This is a genomic window from Limnobacter sp. (genome assembly GCF_036405155.1).
Taxonomy (GTDB): Bacteria; Pseudomonadota; Gammaproteobacteria; order Burkholderiales; family Burkholderiaceae_B; genus Limnobacter.
This window is the reverse complement of the sequence record NZ_DASWYD010000003.1, coordinates 14,441-33,378: the sequence shown is the minus strand read 5'-3', so window position 1 is coordinate 33,378 and position 18,938 is coordinate 14,441. Positions and strand designations below refer to the sequence as shown.

21 protein-coding genes are annotated in these 18,938 nt (G+C 56.7%); 7 read left to right on the top strand and 14 right to left on the bottom strand.

Annotated elements, in window-relative coordinates; translation table 11 throughout:
• Position 1: 1 nt before the first annotated feature.
• Complete coding sequence (locus VGE55_RS02630; protein ID WP_331130171.1) at positions 2-433, top strand: CopD family protein; 432 nt, start codon at positions 2-4, stop codon at positions 431-433.
• Positions 430-1,734, top strand: a complete 1,305-nt coding sequence (locus VGE55_RS02625) for a THUMP domain-containing class I SAM-dependent RNA methyltransferase (protein ID WP_331130170.1) — start codon at positions 430-432, stop codon at positions 1,732-1,734. The genes VGE55_RS02630 and VGE55_RS02625 overlap by 4 nt, the downstream gene beginning before the upstream one ends.
• Before the next feature lie 5 nt (positions 1,735-1,739).
• Here the strand turns inward: VGE55_RS02625 and VGE55_RS02620 are convergent, their stop codons facing one another.
• Positions 1,740-2,228, bottom strand: a complete 489-nt coding sequence (locus VGE55_RS02620) for a glutathione peroxidase (RefSeq protein WP_331130169.1) — start codon at positions 2,226-2,228, stop codon at positions 1,740-1,742.
• Between the two features lie 85 nt (positions 2,229-2,313).
• Complete coding sequence (locus VGE55_RS02615) at positions 2,314-3,348, bottom strand: type IV pilus twitching motility protein PilT (RefSeq protein WP_331130168.1); 1,035 nt, start codon at positions 3,346-3,348, stop codon at positions 2,314-2,316.
• A gap of 57 nt (positions 3,349-3,405) precedes the next feature.
• Here VGE55_RS02615 and VGE55_RS02610 point away from each other — a divergent pair, with 57 nt between their 5' ends.
• Positions 3,406-4,101, top strand: a complete 696-nt coding sequence (locus VGE55_RS02610; RefSeq protein WP_331130167.1) for a YggS family pyridoxal phosphate-dependent enzyme — start codon at positions 3,406-3,408, stop codon at positions 4,099-4,101.
• A 20-nt stretch (positions 4,102-4,121) separates the two neighbouring features.
• Positions 4,122-4,925: a pyrroline-5-carboxylate reductase gene (gene proC / locus VGE55_RS02605; RefSeq protein WP_331130166.1), complete on the top strand. Its 804-nt coding sequence runs from the start codon at positions 4,122-4,124 to the stop codon at positions 4,923-4,925.
• Positions 4,926-4,941: 16 nt separating this feature from the next.
• On the opposite strand, the gene ubiA is transcribed toward proC, so the two are convergent.
• Positions 4,942-5,805 (bottom strand): 4-hydroxybenzoate octaprenyltransferase, encoded by an 864-nt coding sequence (gene ubiA / locus VGE55_RS02600; RefSeq protein WP_331130165.1) that lies wholly within the window; start codon positions 5,803-5,805, stop codon positions 4,942-4,944.
• A gap of 6 nt (positions 5,806-5,811) precedes the next feature.
• Positions 5,812-6,756 carry a LysR substrate-binding domain-containing protein gene (locus tag VGE55_RS02595; protein WP_331130164.1) on the bottom strand — a complete coding sequence of 315 codons (945 nt, stop codon included), beginning with the start codon at positions 6,754-6,756 and terminating at the stop codon, positions 5,812-5,814.
• A gap of 194 nt (positions 6,757-6,950) precedes the next feature.
• Between VGE55_RS02595 and VGE55_RS02590 the strand changes: the two genes are divergently transcribed.
• Both VGE55_RS02590 and recG read left to right on the top strand, forming a co-directional pair.
• Positions 6,951-7,334 carry a RidA family protein gene (locus VGE55_RS02590; RefSeq protein ID WP_331130163.1) on the top strand — a complete coding sequence of 128 codons (384 nt, stop codon included), beginning with the start codon at positions 6,951-6,953 and terminating at the stop codon, positions 7,332-7,334.
• Complete coding sequence (gene recG, locus VGE55_RS02585) at positions 7,331-9,421, top strand: ATP-dependent DNA helicase RecG (RefSeq protein WP_331130162.1); 2,091 nt, start codon at positions 7,331-7,333, stop codon at positions 9,419-9,421. The genes VGE55_RS02590 and recG overlap by 4 nt, the downstream gene beginning before the upstream one ends.
• 626 nt (positions 9,422-10,047) lie before the next feature.
• On the opposite strand, the gene rplS is transcribed toward recG, so the two are convergent.
• The 4 genes from rplS to rpsP all read right to left on the bottom strand — a co-directional run bounded on the left by rplS (position 10,048) and on the right by rpsP (position 12,270).
• Positions 10,048-10,428 (bottom strand): 50S ribosomal protein L19, encoded by a 381-nt coding sequence (gene rplS / locus VGE55_RS02580; RefSeq protein WP_256764356.1) that lies wholly within the window; start codon positions 10,426-10,428, stop codon positions 10,048-10,050.
• A 123-nt stretch (positions 10,429-10,551) separates the two neighbouring features.
• Complete coding sequence (gene trmD / locus VGE55_RS02575) at positions 10,552-11,328, bottom strand: tRNA (guanosine(37)-N1)-methyltransferase TrmD (RefSeq protein ID WP_331130161.1); 777 nt, start codon at positions 11,326-11,328, stop codon at positions 10,552-10,554.
• On the bottom strand, positions 11,328-11,891 hold the full coding sequence (gene rimM / locus VGE55_RS02570; RefSeq protein WP_331130160.1) for a ribosome maturation factor RimM: 564 nt from the start codon (positions 11,889-11,891) through the stop codon (positions 11,328-11,330). Before rimM ends, trmD begins: the two co-directional genes overlap by 1 nt.
• 127 nt (positions 11,892-12,018) lie before the next feature.
• Complete coding sequence (gene rpsP, locus VGE55_RS02565) at positions 12,019-12,270, bottom strand: 30S ribosomal protein S16 (protein WP_331130159.1); 252 nt, start codon at positions 12,268-12,270, stop codon at positions 12,019-12,021.
• 199 nt (positions 12,271-12,469) lie between these two features.
• Here rpsP and VGE55_RS02560 point away from each other — a divergent pair, with 199 nt between their 5' ends.
• Entirely contained in the window at positions 12,470-12,823 is a 354-nt protein-coding gene (locus tag VGE55_RS02560; RefSeq protein WP_331130158.1) for a hypothetical protein, read from the top strand.
• A gap of 209 nt (positions 12,824-13,032) precedes the next feature.
• On the opposite strand, the gene rfaD is transcribed toward VGE55_RS02560, so the two are convergent.
• The 6 genes from rfaD to rpsA form a co-directional block, all read right to left on the bottom strand.
• Positions 13,033-14,037 (bottom strand): ADP-glyceromanno-heptose 6-epimerase, encoded by a 1,005-nt coding sequence (gene rfaD, locus VGE55_RS02555; protein ID WP_331130157.1) that lies wholly within the window; start codon positions 14,035-14,037, stop codon positions 13,033-13,035.
• Between the two features lie 16 nt (positions 14,038-14,053).
• Positions 14,054-14,977 carry a D-glycero-beta-D-manno-heptose-7-phosphate kinase gene (rfaE1, locus tag VGE55_RS02550; protein ID WP_331130156.1) on the bottom strand — a complete coding sequence of 308 codons (924 nt, stop codon included), beginning with the start codon at positions 14,975-14,977 and terminating at the stop codon, positions 14,054-14,056.
• Between the two features lie 34 nt (positions 14,978-15,011).
• Positions 15,012-16,211: a lipopolysaccharide assembly protein LapB gene (gene lapB, locus VGE55_RS02545; protein ID WP_331130155.1), complete on the bottom strand. Its 1,200-nt coding sequence runs from the start codon at positions 16,209-16,211 to the stop codon at positions 15,012-15,014.
• Positions 16,201-16,539, bottom strand: coding sequence for a LapA family protein (locus tag VGE55_RS02540; RefSeq protein WP_331130154.1), 339 nt, complete (start codon positions 16,537-16,539; stop codon positions 16,201-16,203). The genes lapB and VGE55_RS02540 overlap by 11 nt, the downstream gene beginning before the upstream one ends.
• A gap of 134 nt (positions 16,540-16,673) precedes the next feature.
• A complete protein-coding gene (locus VGE55_RS02535; protein WP_331130153.1) occupies positions 16,674-16,970 on the bottom strand; it encodes an integration host factor subunit beta in 297 nt (98 codons plus the stop codon).
• Between the two features lie 117 nt (positions 16,971-17,087).
• Positions 17,088-18,788, bottom strand: a complete 1,701-nt coding sequence (gene rpsA / locus VGE55_RS02530) for a 30S ribosomal protein S1 (RefSeq protein ID WP_256764366.1) — start codon at positions 18,786-18,788, stop codon at positions 17,088-17,090.
• Between the last annotated feature and the right edge of the window lie 150 nt (positions 18,789-18,938).

Here is an 18,938-nt window from a genome sequence, read left to right as displayed (position 1 = left end):
AATGAATGGTTATCTGTGGGTGAAGTCGTTTCACCTCCTGTTTGTGGCGTCCTGGTTTGCAGGCCTGTTTTACCTGCCCCGCATTTTTGTCAACATGGCCATGGAAACCGATGAAAAGGCCAATGCACGCCTCTTGCTGATGGCGCAAAAGCTATATCGCTTCATGACCCTGCTGGCCATTCCAGCCCTGTTGCTGGGCTTTGCACTGGTGGGTATTTACCAAATAGGCATTGCGCCGCCCAACGGCTGGTTTCACGCCAAAATTTTGGTGGTGTTGCTGATTGTGGGTTACCACCACGGCTGTGGTCGGCTGTTGCGCAAGTTCGAAAAAGGCCTGAACACCAAAACCCACACCTTTTACCGCTGGTTCAATGAAGTGCCTGTGGTGCTCATGGCGATTGCCATCATCCTCGTGGTGGGCAAACCGTTTTGAATACCCTGTCCATCAAACCCGGAAAACCCGTGAATTCAACCCGGCAAAGCACCTTCGAGTGTTTTGCCAGTTGCCCGCGCGGCCTGGAAGCCCTGCTGCAAACCGAACTGGAACAGTGGGGTGCCTCCAACTGCAAACCCGTTCCGGGCGGCCTGCACTTTCAGGCCAGTTGGCGCCAGGCCACACGCATGACCTACTGGAGCCGCCTGGCTGGTCGCATCGGCTTGCAGGTCATGAAAGCCCCCTGCGACAGCGACGAAACCTTTTACAAACTGGCCAAAGCCGTGGACTGGCACAACTGGTTCAAGCTCAGCCACACATTCCGGGTTGACCTCAACAACCTGGGGGCCGATGTCAACAGCCTGCGCTTTACACAGTTGCGCCTCAAAGATGCCATTTGTGACCACTTCATTGAACAGTTCGATGAGCGGCCCAATGTGAGTGTTGAAAACCCGGATGTCCGCGTATTTGGCGCCATTTCGCCCAATGAAGCGGTGCTGTATATCGACCTAGCGGGTGAAAACCTATTTAAACGGGGTTGGCGTGAAGACAAAGGCGTTGCGCCCCTGAAGGAAAACCTGGCCGCCGGCCTGTGGACCATTGTGGCCAACAGCCAGGCTGGCAAAGCCTTGGCGGAAGAAAGGCCCGCGCATTATCTGGACCCTTTCTGTGGCAGCGGCACCTTGGTGATTGAATCGCTGTCGGCCCTGTGCAACCGGGCACCCGGGCTAGAGCGGCGTTTTGCTTTCGAAAACCTCAAGGTGTACGACCCAGCCTGGGGCGAAGAATTGCAGCAAGACGCCAACAAACGCTTCAATGCAGGGCTGGACCGTGCCTTGGCAGAAAAGCACTTCCGCTGGCATGCCAGTGACATCACCGAGGCACTGGTGCAAATGGCCGTGGACAACTGCGACAGGGCCGGTTTTGGTGAACTGGTGGATGAAGGGCTGGTGATTTTTTCGCAGCGCGATGCGTTGACTGTTCAACCACCGGCACCCACGGGCATTGTGTTGTCCAACCCGCCCTATGGTGAACGGGTTAGGGCAAAAGGGGCCGACGTGCCCGAGGACGAGGCCTACCAGCGCCTGTTCAAAGCCTATGGCGATGTGCTGAAGCACCAGTTTTCGGGCTGGACCGCTTTCCTGTTCTCGGGTGACCTGGAGATCAAGAAAACCTTGAACCTGAGCCCCAAACGAAAAGCCCCGTTGTACAACGGGGCCATCGAATGCCGGCTGTTTGAAATACCGCTCACACGCGGCATCTACCGACCACGCGCCGAGGGCACCACCCCCAGCGAGTAAACGGTTTATTCGGCCAACAATTTCTGGATATCTGCCTTGAGGTCTTCAGGCTTGGTGGTGGGGGCGTATCGGTCATACACCTCACCGTTTTTGCGAATCAGGAACTTGGTGAAATTCCACTTGATGGCCGATGTGCCCAAAATACCCTTGGCTTCTTTGGTCAGGTATTGGTAGAGCGGATGGGCATCCGAACCGTTCACATCAATCTTTTCAGACATCAGGAAACTAACCCCGTAGTTCTTCTGGCAAAACGCGCCGATGGCGCTTTCATCACCCGGCTCCTGCTTGCCAAACTGGTTGCATGGAAAGCCAATAATGACCAGGCCGTCTTGGCCCAGCTCTTCATGCAGTTTTTGCAAACCGTCGTACTGCGGCGTAAACCCACACTTGCTGGCGGTGTTCACAATCAGCAGCACCTTGCCGGCAAAGTCCTTTAATTCCAGCGGCTTGCCATCCAATGTTTTCGTAGAAAATTGATAAACGCCCGTGGCCATGTCTGTCTCCCGCGATGAGCCTGTTGAGTCGAAACACTGAGTGTATCGGCTTCATCGACAGAGAGTTGTACCAGTCTTCCAAACATCATGATGCGTTCACCTTCGAGAGCACTGAGGACGCCGTTTCACGGGCAATTTTTCCGGTCACCAACAGGCGCTGTATGGCCTGTTCCATGGTTTGCATGCCTTGCTGCGCGCCGGTTTGGATGGCAGACACCATTTGGGCCACCTTGCCTTCCCGAATCAAGTTGCGGATGGGCGGCGTGGCCAACATGATTTCGTGCGCCGCCACTCGGCCACCACCCTGCTTTTTCAACAAGGTCTGGCAAATCACAGCGCGCAGTGACTCCGACAGCATGGTCCTCACCATGGATTTGTCTGCGGACGGAAAGGCATCGATGATCCGGTCGATGGTTTTGGGTGCCGAGGAGGTGTGAAGCGTGGCCAACACCAAATGGCCGGTTTCGGCTGCGGTCAGGGCCAGTTGAATGGTTTCCAGGTCCCGCATTTCACCAACCAGAATCACATCCGGATCCTCGCGCAGGGCCGCTCTCAGCGCTGCCGAAAACGAGTGGGTGTGCTCGCCCAGTTCGCGCTGGTTCACAATGCAATTCATGGGGTTGTGCACAAACTCGATGGGGTCTTCGATGGTGAGGATGTGTCCTTTTTGATGTCGGTTGACCTCATCGACCATGGCCGCCAACGTGGTGCTTTTGCCCGAACCAGTCGGCCCAGTCACCAGCACCAGGCCATTGGGCTCACGGGCCACCGACCGGAACACGGCAGGGGCCTCCAATTCATCCAGCGTGCGCACCCGGCTGGGAATCACCCGAAACGCCGCCGATGGCCCACGGGCCTGCATGAAGGCGTTCACACGGAAACGCGACAGGCCTTGCACTTCCCAACTGTAATCGTGTTCATGGTCCCGCTGCCAGGCCTCGTGCTGTCCTTCGGTCATCGAGCTGCGAATCAGCTGCATCACTTCGCGGGCGTTCAGCACGGTCTCCGACAAGCGGCGGACATCGCCATCCACACGCACCATGGGCGGCATGTCGGACGACAAATGCAGGTCCGAGCCGCGCAGCTCCACCGTCCAGTTCAGCAATTCAGTCAGGGTCATGAGAAAATAACCTTTGTTGAAACACATTGGGAATGTCGCCAACATTCCAACATCTGCATGAACAGCGCCCAAGAACGGCTCACATCCATACAGCAGCGCATTCGCGCAGCCTGTCAACGCAGTGGCCGTGACGTGCAATCGGTCCAACTGCTGGCTGTCAGCAAAACCTTTCCCGCCGAGTCTGTGCTGGACATGGCCACACTGGGACAAACAGCCTTTGGTGAAAATTACCTGCAAGAGGCTTTGGATAAAATCACCCACCTGGCTGAGCTTCCTGCCTGCAAAGCCCTGCAGTGGCACTTCATTGGCCCCATTCAAAGCAACAAAACCAGGCCGATTGCCGAGCACTTTGACTGGGTACACAGCGTGGACCGACTCAAAATTGCCCAGCGCTTGTCCGAGCAAAGGCCTGCGCACCTGCCACCACTGAATGTGCTGGTTCAAATCAACACCTCCGGCGAGGACAGCAAATCGGGTGTCAACCCAGCCGATGCGGTTGCACTGTGCCAAGCGGTGGCCAGCCTACCCAATCTTCGTTTGCGTGGGTTGATGACCATACCCAGCCCCACCGAGAACACTGAACAACTGCGCGGTGAATTCAATATTTGCCGAACAACATTCAACGCACTCAACGAAGCCGGACTGAGCCTGGACACCCTGTCCATGGGCATGTCGGCCGACCTGGAACTGGCCATTGAATGCGGCTCCACCTGCGTCCGCGTGGGCACTGCCCTGTTTGGCGCACGCCACTGACCCCTCACACAAGGAAGAGCATGAACCACACACTGTTTATTGGCGGCGGCAATATGGCATTCGCCATCATCGGCGGGCTACTGTCGCAAGGCGAAGATGCCACCCAATTCAGGGTCATCGACCCCAGCCCCGAAGCCTCCCGAAAACTCAATGCGCTGGGCATTGAATGCGGCGCCGATTGGCCCGAGAACTTTGCCCCTGAAGTGGTGGTGCTGGCGGTTAAACCGCAAATGATGAAGGACGTGTTGCAAGCGCATGGTGCAAGCCTTGGCGACAGCCTCATCATCAGCATTGCCGCTGGCGTCAGTGTGGCCCAAATCCGCCAATGGAGCGGCCAGGTGGACGCCAAGGTGGTGCGCTGCATGCCCAACACCCCTGCTTTGGTGGGCGAAGGTGTGTCTGGTTTGTACTTCACGGCCAACTGCGATGGCGAAGACCGTGAAGAGGCCACTGCCATCTTCGAAAGCTGCGGCAAGGTTGTGGTGGTGGATGAAGAATCCAGCATCAATGCCATCACCGCCATTTCGGGCAGTGGCCCAGGCTATGTGTTTTACCTCATGGAAGCACTGGCCGAAGGTGCACGCGCGCTGGGCTTTGATGAAGCGAAAGCCAACCTCCTGGTGTCACAAACCTTTCTGGGTGCCGCCACACTGGCTGCACAATCCAGCGACTCGTTTGCAACGCTGCGGGAAAAGGTCACCTCCAAAGGCGGCACCACCTTTGCAGGGTTGGAAGCCATGCGGGCTCATGCGGTGAGCCTGGGCATTGTCGAAGGGGCCAAGGCTGCCATGGCCCGGGCTGAAGAATTGCAGAAAGGGGCTTAAAAAACTGCAGTAAACCTCAGCAGTAGTTGAGCAACAGCCCTGCAAACAGGGCTGCCCCCACCCAGTTGTTGTGCAAAAATGCCTTGAAACACAGCGCACGCTCGCGATTGCGGATAAGGGTGTAGTGGTACCCCACCAAGCCCAGTGCCACACACCAGGCCAGCCAAAACACGGGCTTGAACCCGAGGCTGAATGCCACCATGGCCCATATGCCCAAAAACAGGCTGTAGCAAACCATCACGCCCAGCACATCAAAACGCCCAAAAGTAATCGCCGATGTTTTGATACCGATTTTCAAATCATCCGGCTTGTCCACCATGGCGTATTCCGTGTCATACGCAATGGTCCAAAACAGGTTGGCCAACAGCACCCACCAAGCCTGCGCGGGCACCGCGCCCTGAATGGCGACAAATGCCATCGGTATGCCAAAACTGAACGCCAGGCCCAGATAAGCCTGTGGCATGGGAAAAAACCGTTTGGTGAATGGATAACTGCCCGCCAGAAATGCCGCTGGCACACTCATGGCGATGGTGGCCCATCCCAAGGGCAGCGTGATCAACAACGCCACCAGTGACAACACCGCCGCCAAAACCACGGCTTCACGCGGTGTAATCCTTCCGGCGGTCAATGGCCGGTGCTGCGTGCGCTCCACATGCCGGTCAAAGTCCCGGTCGGCGTAATCGTTGATGGCGCAGCCTGCAGAGCGCATCAGCACCACACCCACCACAAACGCAAACAGCACATAGCCCGAGGGTGGGCCTTCGGCCGCCATCCACAGCCCCCACAAGGTGGGCCACATCAGCAACAAAATACCGATCGGCTTGTCCAGGCGAAGCAGCAGCCAATACTCTCGCAACCGGGCTTGTGTCAGGGCAACCATGCAAACTCAACGGACCATCTGGGGCGAATCCAGAAATTGTACGCCATTGAGTTTGCATTCCAGAATGCAGTTCCGCAAAGCCTCCACCGCCTCACGTCGTCCAAAGCTCTTGCGCCACACCAAGGCCACGGTTCTGCGTGTGTCCGAATCCGCCAGCGGAACATAGGTGAGCAAAGAATTGTCGGGAACGGGGTCTGGAACCGAACTGGACGGCAGCACCGTGATGCCGATGCCAGAGGCCACCATGTGGCGAATGGTTTCCAGCGAACTGCCTTCAAAAGTGCGTTGAATGCCTTCGGACGACTGCGAAAACCGGGACAACTCTGGACAGACGCCCAACACCTGGTCACGGAAACAATGCCCCGTGCCCAGCAACAACATATTCTCCAGACGCAACTCGTCCGAGTCGATCGCTTCGCGGTTGGCCCATCGGTGGCTTTTGGGCAGCGCCACCACAAAGGGTTCGTCGTAGAGCGGTTGAATCACAAAACCGGATTCATTGATGGGCAAGGCCAGCACTGCCACGTCAATCTCCCCTTGCTTGAGCAACTCCAGCAAACGCACCGTGAAGTTTTCCTGCAACAACAGTGGCATGCCCGGGTGGTCCTCAATCATGCGGCTCACCAGCTCTGGCAACAGGTACGGTCCAATGGTGTAAATCACCCCAACCCGCAATGGACCGGCCAAGGGGTCCATGCCCTGCTGCGCAATCGCCTTGATGGCCGATGCCTCTTCGAGAACACGCTGCGCCTGAACCACCACCCGCTCACCCACGGGCGTCAGCGAAACCTCGTTGGACCCCCGCTCAAACAGAGAGACGTTCAATTCGTCTTCCAGCTTTTTGATGGCCACCGACAGGGTTGGCTGACTGACAAAACACGCATCCGCAGCCCGGCCGAAATGCTTTTCACGGGCCAAAGCCACAATGTATTTCAGTTCCGTCAGGGTCATGGGCATTTCCTTGTATGTGCCAAGAGGTTGGCAAATGATCGTCTAATCATTGACGTTTTCTATCACAACGCTATTTTTGATTATTGCAAACATCAAGCTGACTGGCAACCACCGCTCTGCAAGCCGGCGCCCAACGGACTGTGCATCCAGCGGTATCATGACGCCATCTTCACTTTTGTTTCGACAGCGCATTCATGAGCACCCCACAGGTTATTTCCACACCCAAAGCCCCTGCCGCCATTGGTCCATACAGCCAGGCCATTCAACTCGGCAACTGGGTGTTCACATCGGGCCAAATCGGACTCAATCCCAGCACGGGCGATTTGGTCGGCCCCAGCACTGCAGAACAGGCCCGCCAGGCATTTACCAATCTGAAAGCCGTTGCAGAACAAGCGGGTGGCAGCCTGGCCAATGTGGTCAAGTTCACCCTGTTTTTGACCGACCTGAGTGAGTTTGCCGAGGTGAACGCCATCATGCAGGAGTTTGTTTCCGCACCCTTCCCGGCCCGTTCCACGGTGGGTGTAGCCAGCTTGCCCAAAGGCGCCCGTTTTGAAGTGGAAGCCATTCTCGCCCTTTGAGCAGCAACGCCCCGTTTCCTGAGCTTACCCCGCTGCCTGCGCACCTGGCGGAGGCTGTGGGCGGCCTGATTCACGCCCCACACTGGATGGGGCTGGCCCTTCACTTGCCCCTGCGTTTTGAAGACCGGGTCACCGTGACCGCCATGGATGCACTGCAGGTGGGTCAAAAGGCCAATTTGGTGGCCACGGTGGTGGGCTCGGAAATTCAATACAAACCCCGCAAGCAACTGCGCGTGTGGGTGGAAGACGGAGAAGTCTCACTGGTTCTGCGCTGGCTGCATTTTTACCCCGGCTTGCGCGAAAAAATGCCAGACGGTGCCCGCATTCACATCAGTGGTCAAATCCGCCAAGGCTACGGCACGCTGGAAATTGTTCACCCTCAAATTCGTCTGGCACGTGTGGATGAGCAATCAGAATCAGGCTCACCGGGTGAGCCCGACAGATCACAATCGGGTGTACTCGAACCGGTTTACCCCAGCACCGGCAGCGTGAAACAAGCCGACTGGCACCGCTGGATGAAAAAACTGCCAGACGCCTGCTTCATCGACACCCTGCCGCAACCCCTGAGACAGCGACACAAGCTTCTGCCCTGGGACACCACATTGCACACCTTGCATGGCCAGGCAAACCCCAGCCAATTGTTTGACCTTAACCTGCGCACCCATGCAGCCTGGGTTCGAGTGAAGGTTGACGAATTGCTCGCACAGCAACTGCTGCTTCAGGAATACCGCAACCAACGCACACAGGAAAAAGCGCAAGCCCTGAAAAAGGCTGTGCGCAAAGGGCTGGTAGAAGAATTCCTTCAAGGCCTGCCATTCAAACTGACAGGCGCACAGCAGCGGGCCGTTCGGGAAATTTTTGAGGATTTGAAAAACCCTTTCCCCATGCAACGCCTGTTGCAAGGCGATGTGGGCAGCGGCAAAACCCTGGTGGCCGCGCTGGCCTGCATCCGGGCCGTGGAATGTGGTCATCAGGCGGCATTGCTGGCCCCCACCGAGGTGCTGGCCGAGCAGCATGTTTTCAAGCTAAAGCCCCTGTTGGAACGTGTGGGCATTCGCAGCGGAAAACTGCTGGGTGCCATGAAAAAAAGCGAGAAAAAAGCCACGCTGGAGGCGCTGGCCCTGGGCGAACTGGATGTGGTGATCGGTACCCATGCCCTGGTTCAAGACACCGTTGCTTTCAAGTCGCTGGCGCTGGTCGTGGTGGACGAGCAGCATCGATTTGGTGTGGCTCAACGTTTGAGCCTCATCGCCAAGGCAGGCAATGGATTGCTTGCGCACCAATTGATGATGAGTGCCACCCCAATTCCCCGAACGCTGGCACAAACCTATTTGTCAGACCTGGCGGTGTCCAATCTGGATGAAAAGCCACCGGGTCGACAACCCATCGTGACCAAATTGCTCTCGCAGAAAAAGCGGGAGCAACTGGTGGCTGCGATTGAACATGAAATTGAGAAGGGGCAACAGGTGTACTGGGTCTGCCCGCTGATCGAAGAGAGCGAGACGCTGGATCTTCAGGCGGCTGAGGCCACGTATGCTGCCTTGGTGGAACTCATGCCCAAACGCCGCATTGCCCTGCTGCATGGCAAACAGGACAGCAAGCTGAAACAAGCCACCATGGCTGCCTTCAGTGCAGGGAATGTGGACCTGCTGGTGTCGACCACCGTGATTGAGGTGGGCGTGGATGTGGGCAACGCCAGCCTGATGGTGATCGACCAGGCAGAGCGTTTTGGTTTGGCGCAGCTGCACCAACTGCGCGGGCGAGTTGGCCGAGGCAGCTTGCAAAGTGTGTGTGTGCTGTTGTATGGCAGCGAACTGTCGCAAACCGCCAAACAACGGCTCAAAGCCATGCATGAAAGTGACGACGGCTTTTACCTGGCCGAGAAAGACCTTGAAATTCGCGGCCCCGGAGAGCTGCTGGGCAAACGCCAGTCGGGCCTGCCATCGCTTCGGTATGCAGACCCCTTGGTGGACAAAGACCTGCTGGAGACAGCACGGGCGATTGCGCAGCAAATGCCACTCGATGAAGCCAATACACGGCGGCATATTCAGCGATGGACGGAAGACACGCCCTGGTGGTTGAGCTGAGGTTGTGCCGGTAGCCCGTGCCTTTTTGGTTACCCCCAGCAACTTCGGTAGCCCGGTGCTTTCTTAGCCCCCAGCAACACCGGCAGCCCGTGCCGAACGCCCCCCCGAAAGGTAAAGGTTGTCCCGCGCATGTCGAACCGGACCGATAACTCGCCACTGCGTGGCTCAAACATCTCGGTCCGTGTGTTCGAATGCTGTGCGGGTCAAGCCGATCGGGGGGCTGACTGTTCGGCGCCGGGCACACCGGCATTGCTGGGGGCAAAAGGATTCGGTGCAATTTGGTAGCACCGTCTAAGCGGCCTGCACGGTTCACCTCCCCTGCAGCGACAGTCAGGACAATCTGCAAAACCGTGACAAGCAGGCGCGGTGGGCCAAGCTCAACGAGCTGGCCCAGAGGTCGATCCCGACTCGCTGTTTGGAGGGGTGACCTCAGCGATCGCGAGGCTCAGGTTTTGAACAACAGATTGGCCGTCGCCAAGGGGTGTGACCGTGCAGGCCTGAAAAAATCAAAGGCGCTGTAATCACGTCGAGTGGCAGCTGAATATCATGCAGCCCCCAAAAAGCAAAACGCCCCGGCGAACCGAGGCGTTTGAACAGCTGCACCGTAACCGGCCAGTGGGGAGTGATTACTCGCCAGCTTGGTCGTTGTTGCGGAAGGCCAGCTTTTCCTTGATACGTGCGGACTTGCCGGAACGCTCGCGGAGGTAGTACAGCTTGGCGCGGCGAACGTCACCACGACGTTTCACTTCGATCTTTTCGATCAGGGGAGAGTACAACTGGAATGTACGCTCCACGCCTTCGCCAGATGAAATCTTGCGAACGATGAACGATGAGTTCAGGCCACGGTTGCGCTTGGCAATCACCACGCCTTCGTAAGCCTGCAAACGGGAACGGGTACCTTCAATCACGCGCACGCTCACAATCACGGTGTCACCAGGAGCGAATGCGGGAATTTCTTTACCCAGACGAGCAATTTCTTCTTGCTCAAGTTGTTGAATCAAATTCATGAGTATCTCCGAACCATCGTAAACGGCACCTTGTTGTGTTCACATTGAATGAGCGGCCGCCAGAGGATGACCAATCACGGTTGAAAGTTGACAAGACAGACTCGCCAACCACAACCACCTGTTTCAGCCCGGCCTGCGTTTGCTTTTGGACGGTCCATCCGCAGTGGGCGGTTGGGCCTGTTCAAAGGCAGCCAGCAGATCTGGCCGATGACGTTTTGTGAACACTTTCGATTCTTCAAAACGCCAGCCCGCTATTTTAGCGTGGTTTCCTGATAAAAGCACCTCTGGAACTGCTTTATTTTCAAAAACTTCCGGCCGAGTGTAGTGCGGACAGTCCAGCAAACCGGTTTCAAATGAATCCTGCGTGGCCGACTCCGCATGATTCAGGGCCTCCGGCAGCAGGCGCACCCATGCATCGAGCAAGCAGGCCACCGGCAATTCGCCACCGGACAACACAAAATCCCCAATGCAAAAGGTGCGGTCTACGTGGTGGTCGATAAAGCGCTGGTCCACACCTTCATAACGTCCACACAACAAAATTGCACCGCGCCCGTCCTGTTCCAGAGCTCGAACATGGCCCTGCTTCAACAAGGGGCCATGGGGCGTGAGGTAAATCAGGGGAGCCGGCTCCTGAGCCTCCCCGGGCAGCACCTGTGCGCGCGCTGTCCGGATGGCCTCCAAGGTTTTGACCAAGGGCTCAGCCAGCATGACCATGCCGGGACCACCGCCATACGGGCGATCATCCACGGTCCGGTGAGGGTCCAATGTGAAGTCCCGCGGGTTCCAGCACTTCAGGCTGAACAAGCCCCGCTTTAGCGCACGCCCCACCACGCCAAATTCCAACAGGGCTGGAAATTGTTCCGGAAACAGGGTGATGACATCAAACCGTGGGCCGGCCATCAATAGTCTTCCTGCCAGTCGGCCACAATACGCCGGGCAGCCAAATCCACTGTGGGCACATACGCCTCCACAAACGGAATCAGGTGCTCAAGGTCGCCTTTGGTGACTTGTAAAATGGCGTGCGCGCCATGATCAGCCACCTGCGTCACCACCCCCAACTCGACACCTTGCACGTTGGTGACTGCACAACCCACCAAGTCCACCCAGTAAAACTCACCTTCCGGCAACGCAGGAAACCGGGACCTGGACACATACACACGACAACCTTTGAACCGGGCAGCCAGATCTCGATCCTCAACCCCCTCAAGGTGCGCGACCAAACGGTCCGCATGCACTTTGGCGCTCAATATCTTGAAAGGCTCGTACAACAGGTCGTCTTCGGTGGGTTTGTTCACCTTGCGCACGGCACCATCTGCAGTCGGCTTTAGGCGTGAAACCCACCATTGGCGCGCTTTCAGCAACACCTCAGGCTGTTCGGACGATGGCAGCACATTCACCAGGCCTTTCAGTCCGTAGGGCTCACCAATTCGGCCCAGCTCAATCAAATCATCGGGTTTGTTCACCTGCACTCCTCGTTTGCAACCCGCCAATAACAAAAAGTCCGCGAATGCAGGACACTCACGGACTCTCGGCAATTCATCTGCTGTTCAGGCTGCTCAAAAGGGCATTTGCCCTCAGTCAACAACCCAATTAAGCGGCTTTTTGGGACTGCTGCTTTACCAGACGGTCTACGGTTTCGGACATCTGTGCACCCACGCCGGTCCAGTAGGTCAGGCGGTCCATGGCAATGCGCAGGGACTCGGTACCCTGAGGAGCCATTGGGTTGTAAAAGCCGATGCGCTCGATGAAACGGCCATCGCGACGGTTGCGGGAATCAGCAGCCACGACGCTGAAAAAGGGGCGCTTTTTGGAACCACCACGGGCGAGTCGAATGACGACCATAATATCCTCTATCAAAAAACGGTGTGTGAGGTGCCGTTATAACCAAGTATAAAGGCTCAGACCACAGGCACCAGCACAAAATGGAATGTTGATTTCCGACCCGGTTCAGCACTGCCAAACCACACTTGGGCCATTACGAAATCCGATAACCCGCTATTATATCCAGCGTAGACCAAACTCACAAGCTGTCTGACCAAAAATGACCACAAACCCCCAAGAACCCCTTAAATCCAAGTTGCTGTTTTGCTGGCTCAGCCTGATTGGCGGGTCATTTGGCGCCCACTGGATTTACGCCGGTCGCAAGCGCTTTTGGTTCTACATGCTGTTTTTCCCCTTGTCGGCCTTTGCAGGCTGGCTGGACACGATGCGCTATGGCCTCATGCCCGATGAGCGTTTTAACGCCGATTTGAACCCGGAATATCCACCAGACACCCGCCAGACCAGCGGCATGGTGGTCGTGTCGGTTGCATTGGCGCTGGGCCTGTCGGTAACTGCCCTGATGTCACTGCTGGCGATGTTGTTTCAATGGTTTTTTTCGGGCACCGTGGCCTAAAAAAAAGCCCGCCGTGAGGCGGGCTTAAACAGGGCTTGAGGAGACAGAGACACTTGCTGTTGCACGCGGGGCCGAAACCCCGCCTGTACAGACCAAGCAGCTGGCGACCCAGCAACCCGTTGGGCCGCTAGGCGATTCGGTTCAAGGGCCGAATCAGCCAACATACATGAGTGCCCGCCTGCTCCGATTAGTTCGGTTTTTTAAAAAAATCAGCCAAATTTTTTGATCAATCGACTCACATACCGCTGAACACCCTCCTCCACCGAGAAGAATGACCCGGTGTAACCCGCCTTTCGCAAGTTGGTCAGGTCAGCCTGTGTGTAGCTTTGGTACTTGCCTTTCAGCGCGTCCGGAAACTCAATGTAGTGAATAAAGCCACCCGATACGGCGTCTGCCAGGCTGAGTGCGCTCTGGCCATGCGCCACGCGCAGTGTATTCAGGGTACTCAATGCCACATCGTTGAAAGTCTGCGCACGGCCGGTTCCCAGGTTGTAAACACCGCTGGGCGCCGATGAAGCGTGCTCAAAAAAGTGCATGTTCACTTTCACCACATCTTCAATCGACACGAAGTCCCGCTGCTGGCAACCGGCCTCATAACCGCCGTAAGGCCCAAACAGCTTGACGCTGCCACCTTCGCGAAACTGGTTGAAATTGTGAAACGCCACCGAGGCCATGCGCCCCTTGTGTTGCTCTCGGTCGCCATACACGTTGAAGTAGCGAAACCCGAAAACAGGCGCTTTCAGACCCGCCTTGATGTGACGTCGCAAAACCTGGTCAAACAAAAACTTGGAATAGCCATACACATTCAGGGGCTTTTCAACCTCACGGTCCTCAACGAACTGGCTGCTGCCGCCATACACGGCGGCCGACGAGGCATACAAAAACGGGGTACCCGTTCGCTGCGCCCAATCGAACAGCACCTGGGTGTAGCGGAAGTTGTTGCTCATCATGTACAGGCCATTGTGCTCCATGGTGTCGGAACAGGCACCTTCATGAAAAATGGCGTCACAAGGCCCGTATTCACCCCGCTCAACCCGAGCCAGGAAATCCTGTTTGTCGATGTAATCGGAAATTTCGCAATCCACCAAATTCAGGAATTTGTCACCCTTGGTGAGGTTGTCCACCGCCACAACATCGGTAATGCCCCGTTCATTCAAGGCTTTTACCAGGTTACTGCCAATAAAGCCGGCTGCGCCGGTCACGATGACTGTCATGTCAAATCCTCGGTGTTCAGTTCAATTCATGGGGCAAAATGACGGCGGTGCCCAACTTGCCCACCACCACACCACCGGCTTTGTTGGCCAGTGCAACACTGTCGGGCAAACTCATGCCCGAGCCGATGGCACACGCCAGGGTGGCAATGACGGTGTCGCCTGCACCGGACACATCAAACACCTCACGGGCCTGTGCAGGCACATGAAACGCACCATCGTTGTTGAACAGTGTCATGCCCTCTTCCGATCGCGTCAACAGCAAGGCCCCCAAGTTCAGGCGCGTCCTCAAGGTTTGCGCTTTTTCGTGCAGTTCAGCCTCGGTCTTCCAGCTGCCCATCACCTGTTTGAATTCCGAGCGGTTGGGTGTCAATACAGAAGCGCCTGCGTACTTGGCGTAATCGTCGCCTTTTGGGTCGACCAACGTTGTTTTGCCTGCTTGCTTGCACAGGGCGATCATGGCAGCCACATGCTCCAGCGCACCTTTGCCGTAATCCGAAAACACCACCACATCGTGCTTGGCATACTCCTGCTCAAACAGCTCCATTTTGGTGGAGAGGTGTTCGGCGCTGGGGCGTTCCTCAAAATCGATGCGCACCAACTGCTGCTGCCGGGCAATCACCCGCAATTTGACAATGGTTGGAAACTGGGGGTCGTGCAGCAGGCGGGATTGAACACCAGCCTGTTGAAGCATGGTCTCCACGGTCTGACCAGGCTCATCATTGCCCACAACGCCCATCAAACAAAGCTGCGCGCCCAGTGAAGATGCGTTGATGGCCACGTTGGCAGCACCACCCAAACGCTCATCCCGATTGCCCACCAGCAAAACCGGCACGGGTGCCTCGGGGGAAATGCGTTCCACATCGCCGAACCAATAACGGTCCAGCATGACATCCCCAACCACCAGGATGTTCGCTTTGGAGAATGTGCGGGTGTCCACCATGCTTGTCTCGATTGAGTTGTTGTTCGTGGCCGGTTCAGGCTGTTTTTTTCAGGGGTACGGGGTAAAAATCCAATTCCTCGGCACGCCGGGGAACAATCGAGTCCCAATGCGCACAACCGGGGCATTGCCAGTAAAACTTTTTGGCCTGAAAGCCGCAGTGCTGGCAACGGTAACGTTCAAGCCGCTGGGTGTGCTTGGAAATCAACTCACGGGTCAGGCGCAAATCCTGGCTGCGTTCATCGTCGGTCATGTCGCGCAACTGGTGCTCCAGCAGTTTGTCCAGGCCCAGCAAACTGGGCCTTGCACGCACTTGGTCTCGCAGCAAAACAAAAGCCGCTGCCGGCCCTTTCGCCTCTTCGATGGCTTTGGCCAGCACCAGCAGCAAATCGATGGAGGGGTACATGCTGCAATAGGTTTGCAAAGCTGCGATGCCCTCATCCATGCGGTTTAAGCGTTTGAAAGCTTCCCACATTTTGGGACCCACCAAGGGCAAGTACCAGGGGTTTTGTTTCTCGGCACTGCGCCATTGGGCGATCGCTTCTTCGAAGCGGTCTTGCAGAAAGTAAATTTCACCCAGCAACAGGGAGGCGCGCACATTTTTGGGCTCGCTGAGCAACGCATTTTGCAAACCCCGGCGGGCATCATCAAACTGACCGGCCTCGATGGCCTGTTGAGCCTGCTCACAGTAAAAGTGCGCAATGTCACCCGACGGAATGGGCGCTCCAAATTCCCGCAGCTTCTCGGCCTGCTCGATGGCTTTGTCCCAAGCCTTCTCCAGCTCATAAAGCTCCAGCAACTGTCGGGCTGCATCGGCCTTCAAGTCGGTTGCAGCCAAGCTGAAAAAAGCCTTTTCGGCCCGGTCCAGTATGCCAGCCCGCAAAAAGTCCACGCCCAATTCGTAGGTGGCGCGCTCTCGCTCGGACTGCTTGATCTGCTCGCGTGTGCTTAAGAATTGGTGCACGCGGATGGCCCGATCAACCTCACCTTTTTTGCGAAACAGATTGGCCAATGCGAAGTGCAATTCAACGGTGTGAGTGTCGATGGAAGCCACTTCGAGAAACGCGTCAATGGCTTTGTCAGGCTGCTCACTCAACAGGAAGTTCACACCCTTGAAATAGGAGGTGGGCACGCGTTCTTGCGTGCTTTCATCTGAACGCCGGTCCAGCCGGGCAGCCAACCACCCCAGACTAAACAGCACCGGGATGAGGACAAGCCACCAGGTTTCAAATTCCATGCGTGGGCCCCACTGGCAATACCATCGCTTCGTCAGCAGCACCATTCGCACTGGCCGGCTTCACCGCTTTCGCTTGCTCCCGTTCAGCGCGTTCCAACGCTTTGTTGGCCGAAGAAGCTGCCCGCTTGGCACGCAGCCAGGAAGGCAGCAGGGAGACCCACGCAAAGGCGGCCCCGCACAGGAATGCCGTGAGCAGGGCGACCACGAGTTGCACCTGGATTTCAAGCCCAGGCAACCACTTCACGGTCACGATGTCAATGTTTCGGATGGAGAAGGTCAGAACGACCAGGAACAGTGCGATGCGCACCACCCAAGCGATTGCTTTCAATGTGAGTCCCCTTTGACGATTGACGGTGCGCCGTCGCGCAACCGAGCCATGTCAAGGATTACTCCGTGGCCATCCCTCAGCTGGCACTTCAGTCGGCTTGCCTGCAGACCAGGCAGGTCGATGGCGCGATCAGATCAACTCTGTTTCTTGGAGTATAAATCAACTCGCTCGCGCAACTCTTTGCCGGGCTTGAAGTGGGGCACACGCTTTTCAGGCACAACCACTTGCTCACCGGATTTTGGATTGCGGCCCACGCGTTGCGGACGCTTGGTCAGGGAAAAACTGCCAAAACCACGAATCTCGATGCGCTGACCTTCGGCCAAGGCTTGTGTCATGGTGTCCAGAATGCTTTTGACGGCAAAGTCAGTGTCCCGAACCGGCAGTTTGGGAAACCGCTTGACCAACTGGTTGATGAGTTCTGATTTTGTCATTGTTGTTGGCATCAGAGTGCTGCCCAATCAGGAACAACACTTGTTGAATACAAAGTACGACCTGCAAAACAGTGCGGCCGCCCGGCACACGCCGGACAGCCGCACCATCACACTCGATTACTGATTGCCCAGCTTGGCTTTCAGCAGCGCGCCCAGGCTGGTGGTACCAGCAGAACCTGCGCTTTCATCGGCGATTTTCTTCAGGGCTTCATCGGTGTCAGCCTGGTCTTTGGCCTTGATCGACAGCGCAATCGAGCGGCTCTTGCGATCAATGTTCAGAACCATGGCAGTCACGGTGTCGCCTTCGTTGAATGCATTGCGTGCATCTTCGACGCGGTCGTTGGAGATCTCGGAAGCACGCAGGTAACCTTCCACGTCGTCGCCCAGGTCAACCACAACGCCTTTGGCATCCACTGCCTTGGCCTTGCCGGTCACCATGGAACCACGGTCGTTGGAAGAAGCAAACACGGTGAAGGGGTCGCCAGACAATTGCTTGATGCCCAAGCTGATGCGCTCGCGCTCGGTGTCGATGGCCAGCACGAGTGCTTCCACTTCGTCGCCTTTCTTGAAGCGGCGTACAGCTTCTTCGCCGGTTTCGTTCCAGGACAGGTCGGACAGGTGTACCAAGCCGTCGATGCCACCGGGCAGGCCGATGAACACGCCGAAGTCGGTGATGGACTTGATGGCGCCAGAAACCTTGTCACCCTTCTTGAAGGATGTGGAGAACTCTTCCCAAGGATTGGCTTTGCACTGCTTCATGCCCAGGCTGATACGGCGACGCTCTTCGTCGATTTCCAGAACCATGACTTCAACTTCGTCACCCAACGTAACCACTTTCTTGGGATCCACGTTCTTGTTGGTCCAGTCCATTTCGGACACGTGCACCAAACCTTCGATGCCCTGCTCCACTTCAACGAATGCACCGTAGTCGGTGATGTTGGTGACTTTGCCGAACAGACGAGTCTGTGCGGGGTAGCGACGGGACAGACCGACCCATGGGTCTTCGCCCAGCTGCTTCACGCCCAGGGACACACGGTTCTTGTCCTGGTCGAACTTCAGAACCTTGGCTTCGATTTCTTCGCCCACGGTCAGCACCTCGGAAGGGTGACGTACGCGGCGCCATGCCAGGTCGGTGATGTGCAACAGACCGTCGATACCACCCAGGTCCACGAACGCGCCGTAGTCGGTGATGTTCTTGACGATGCCCTTGACCACAGAACCTTCCTGCAGGTTGGAGAGGAGCTTTTCGCGCTCTTCACCCATGGTGGCTTCAACCACAGCACGGCGGCTCAGCACCACGTTGTTGCGCTTGCGGTCCAGCTTGATCACCTTGAACTCGAGGGTTTTGCCTTCGAATGGGGTGGTGTCCTTCACAGGGCGCACGTCGACCAGGGAACCTGGCAGGAAAGCGCGGATGGAGTTCACCATCACTGTCAGACCACCCTTCACCTTGCCGGTGATGGTACCGGTGACCAGTTCGCCAGATTCCAGCGCCTGCTCCAGGCTCAGCCATGCGGACAGGCGCTTGGCCTTGTCGCGTGACAGGCGGGTTTCGCCGTAACCGTCTTCGAGAGACTCGATGGCCACGGAGATGAACGCACCTTCAGCAACATCGAGGTTGCCGTGGTCGTCTTTGAATTCTTCAATGGGGATGTAGCTTTCAGATTTCAGCCCGGCGTTTACAACCACGTAGTTGTAGTCCACGCGCACCACTTCGGCGGTGATTACTTCACCTGTGCGCATTTCTTTGCGCATGAGGCTTTCTTCGAACAGTGCTGCAAAACTTTCGGGGGCTTGGGTAGTTTGAGTTGCGGTCATAACAGTTGATGTTGACACGCCCATGCTGGCGCAAGAGCGGAGTTTCAAAACGCACCAGCACACCATGTGCAGGCACGGCTTCCGTGAAAACCAGCCAATTTGCCCAAAATTTAGGCAGACATCCGGTTTACAAGGGCTTGAATGATATCA